Source organism: Thermodesulfobacteriota bacterium, assembly GCA_040753795.1.
Classification (GTDB): Bacteria; Desulfobacterota; Desulfobacteria; order Desulfobacterales; family Desulfosudaceae; genus JBFMDX01.
This window is the reverse complement of record JBFMDX010000041.1, coordinates 1-3,098: the sequence shown is the minus strand read 5'-3', so window position 1 is coordinate 3,098 and position 3,098 is coordinate 1. Positions and strand designations below refer to the sequence as shown.

The 3,098-nt window shown below is 57.2% G+C and carries 2 protein-coding genes; both read left to right on the top strand.

What is annotated here, in order from left to right:
- Nucleotides 1-406: 406 nt before the first annotated feature.
- The gene (locus AB1724_20405) at nucleotides 407-1,576 is read left to right on the top strand and encodes a cysteine desulfurase family protein (protein ID MEW6080180.1); all 1,170 of its coding nucleotides are present in this window, start codon (nucleotides 407-409) and stop codon (nucleotides 1,574-1,576) included.
- On the top strand, nucleotides 1,554-2,375 hold the full coding sequence (gene mutM, locus AB1724_20400; GenBank protein ID MEW6080179.1) for a bifunctional DNA-formamidopyrimidine glycosylase/DNA-(apurinic or apyrimidinic site) lyase: 822 nt from the start codon (nucleotides 1,554-1,556) through the stop codon (nucleotides 2,373-2,375). Before AB1724_20405 ends, mutM begins: the two co-directional genes overlap by 23 nt.
- Nucleotides 2,376-3,098: the final 723 nt, after the last annotated feature.

The window sequence follows — 3,098 nt, the reverse complement described above, 5'->3', positions numbered from 1 at the left end:
TATTTTCAATAAAATCAAGCATATAATTTGATTTTTGACTGGTTTTTAAAGAAAAAAAATTGTAATTTTTAACCATAAAAACGGGGGCTCAAACGACAGGCTGTTGGACAGCCTGTTTAGCCTTCCAGTTCTTCAGTCTTTGAGTTCCAAAGGGTTGGTGGATAACTTTGCTACCATAGCCCATTGACCGGCCGGATACAAGGCCCTCTGGAAAATGTCTTCCGGCCCGATGTCGGCCGCCCGACTCAACGGCAGTTGCCGCCCGCCATGATCGCTGAACGAACAAAACGGGTTTGTTGCGGCCATCAATATGATATAGTAAACATCTATGCCTGAATGGAAAAAGCCATCCGCTGGCGTGTTGATTATCTACAGGCAAACCTGGCGGCTTTAAAAAGGACTTGTCATGATCCGACCGATTTACCTCGACTATAACGGCACCACGCCCCATGACCCGGAGGTTGTCGCGGCCATGAGGGTTTATCTGGAGACCGAGTTCGGCAACCCGTCCAGTTCCCACTGGTACGGTATTAAGCCCCGGGAGGCGGTGACGGAGGCCCGGCGCCAGGTGGCCGGGCTGCTGGGCTGCGCGCCGGACGAAGTGATCTTCACCAGCGGCGGCACCGAATCCAACAACCAGGCCGTCAAGAGCATGGCCGGCGCCCGGCGGAACCGCGGCAACCATATCATCACGTCAGCGGTCGAACACCCGGCCATCCTGGAGGTCTGCCGCTTCATGGAGCGGCACGGTTTCACCGTCACCCGCCTGCCCGTGGATGAAACCGGCCGGGTCAATCCGGCTGACGCGGCCGCCGCCATCCGGGCGGAAACCATTCTGATTTCCATCATGCACGCCAACAACGAGGTGGGCACCATCCAGCCGGTGGAGGAAATAGCGGTCCTGGCGAAAAAGGCCGGCATCCTCATGCATACCGACGCGGCCCAATCCCTGGGGAAAATCCGCGCCGGTGTAGACGAGCTGGGAGTGGATCTGCTGACCGTCGCCGGGCATAAACTCTACGCGCCCAAAGGGATCGGCGCCCTGTATATCCGCCGCGGCATCGAGCCGCAAATCTTCTGCCACGGCGCCGGGCAGGAACGGGGAATCCGGGCGGGCACGGAAAACGTGCCGGGAATCGTGGGCCTGGGAAAGGCCTGCGAGCTGGCCGCCGCCGGCCTGGAAGAACATGGCGCTCATTTGAAAACCATGCGCGACCGGCTTGAATCCGCTTTGCGTGCCGGTCTCGTTGAAATTCGTTTTAACGGCCATCCGGACCTGCGCCTGCCCAACACCTCCAGTGTGTCGTTTTACGGGCTGGATGCCAACCGCATCCTGGAGGAGATCGGCCTGGAGGTGGCCGCCTCGGCCGGCGCCGCCTGTCATTCGGACCACGTGGAGATCTCCCACGTGCTGACGGCCATGGGCGTTCCCGAAGCCTGGGCCAGGGGAACCCTGCGGTTTTCCTCCGGCCGGATGACCACGGCCGGGCAAATCGACCGGGCCGCCGAGGTGATCATCGCGGCCGTGAAAAAACTGCGGAAGGAAGGCGCCCATGCCGGAACTGCCGGAAGTTGAAACCGTTGTCCGGGGCTTGCGCACGGCCGTTACCGGGAAAGTTCTAGCCGGTGTCGTTTGCCGCTATACCAAGATCAACCGGGACAATCCCCGGGGGTGGCGCCGGATGCTTACGGGACATCGATTTCTAACCGTCCGCCGCCGGGGCAAGAACATTCTCATGGACCTGTCCGGCGGTCTGACCCTGTGGGTTCATCTCAAGATGACCGGCCATTTTTATTTCGCCGACCTGGACACGCCGCCCGGCCCCCATGACCTGGTGCTGTTTGACCTGAAGGGGGAAGACCGCCAGCTGCGGTACCAGGACACGCGGCGGTTCGGCCGGGTCCGGCTTTTTCTCACCAATACGGTGATGGAACAGAAGGGCCTGGCCGACCTGGGCCCGGAGCCGCTGGAGATTACGCGACCGGATTTTGTCGCCCGCATGAACCGAACCGGACGCATGATCAAGCCGGCCCTGCTGGACCAGCGCTTTCTGGCCGGCATCGGCAACATCTACGCCGATGAATCCCTGTTCCGGGCGAAGATCCATCCCCGGGCGCAAACCAACGGCATTTCAGCACGCAAGGTCAATGCCCTGTATGACGCCATCCGGGACGTGCTGACCGCGGCCATCGCCAACATGGGCACCACCGTGGACACCTTTGCCGGGGTGGAGGGGGAATTCGGGGGGTTCCAGAGCTATCTCCAGGCTTACGGCCGGGAAGGAGAGCCCTGTCTGAACTGCGGCGGCACCATCCGCCGGGAAGTTATCGGTTCCCGGTCGGCGCACTATTGCCCGCGCTGCCAACGCGTTTAATATGTACTTTTCTTTGGCGCAAAGAAAAGTACCAAAAGAAACATTTCCCGGCAGCGCCGGTCCCGCCTGCGGCGTGACTTCCCTCGCGTGGACGGTTTTTTCGGCGCGGGCAGAAACTCGCTTGAGAACCGGTCTTAAAGCATGTTTTCCGGTTCGAGCATAATCCTTCTTTTATCGTATTTTCACAAAACGCGGCGCTCAAACAGTCTGCCCGCTTTTTCCGAAAAAACCGCCCACGCTCGGCAGCGCTGCATCGGGCAGGGAGCCGGCATCTTTTTTTTCATCGCCATAACGGGCTACCTTCCAGAGGCGGACTTGCTGACGCTTCACTGCATACCCGGCGTCCGCCAGAATTACAACAACCCAGGGCTTGCGGCTTTCTATGCTCCTATCGAATATTGAATCTTAAAAATAATAAGATTCTCAATAACATGTCTTTTGGGCATGGAAACAAGAAATACCCGATTTCTGCAAACGGGCAGAATTTATTTTAACACTTCGGAAACATATGTTATTCTCACGACCATCCAGCCCATCATTATCCGCTTGTATTTAATGGAAGATCAGGCAAAATACAAAAAAAGGGACAAAAACGAGAATCACAATAATATTAATGTTCAAGTAAGCTTTCGCAGAATTGTTTAATAATAACAGTACATTAAAGTAAGGCTTAGGGATGAGCCGACCCGCATTTGAGGTGGCGGATATATTTCGCCAGTATGG

What these genes read in the sequence shown, in the direction of transcription:
- AB1724_20405 (MEW6080180.1), top strand. Translation starts at nt 407, where the DNA reads ATGATCCGACCGATTTACCTCGACTATAACGGCACCACGCCCCATGAC.
- mutM (MEW6080179.1), top strand. Translation starts at nt 1,554, where the DNA reads ATGCCGGAACTGCCGGAAGTTGAAACCGTTGTCCGGGGCTTGCGCACG.